The sequence below is a fragment of the Mesorhizobium sp. M7D.F.Ca.US.004.03.1.1 genome (genome assembly GCF_003998635.1).
Lineage (GTDB): Bacteria > Pseudomonadota > Alphaproteobacteria > Rhizobiales > Rhizobiaceae > Mesorhizobium > Mesorhizobium loti.
On sequence record NZ_RZQG01001868.1, the window covers coordinates 1 to 397 of the forward strand.

The 397-nt window shown below is 62.5% G+C and carries 1 pseudogene; it reads left to right on the forward strand.

The features are described from left to right. Nucleotides 1–288, forward strand: a pseudogene (locus EN935_RS40445) (cation transporter); the annotation flags it as partial. Nucleotides 289–397 lie beyond the last annotated feature (109 nt).

Sequence of the window (397 nt, forward strand, 5' to 3'; positions counted from 1 at the left end):
GTGCAGAGACAGGTGCTGGCGATCGCCCAGCAAGATCCGGCGGTGCAGCGGGCAAACGGCGTCCTGACCGTCCATATGGGGCCGACAGAGATCGTCGCCGGCCTGAGCATCGAATTCGAGGATCATCTGACGGCGCCGGAGATCGAAGCCTGTGTGGAGCGTCTGGAGGCGAAGCTGAAAAAAGAGATGCCGGAGATCACGCGGCTGTTCGTCAAGCCGCAGACGTCAGGCACCTGGGAAAAACGGCGCAAGCTGATCGAGACCGCATCCGATCCGGCGCTGGACTAGCGCTGCGCCGTTGCCTCGCGGCCTTGCCCCGCTAAGATCGTCGAGAATTCTGGAGGAGCGAAGATGAAACTCGACGGCGGCTGCCATTGTGGCGCCATTACCTACGAGG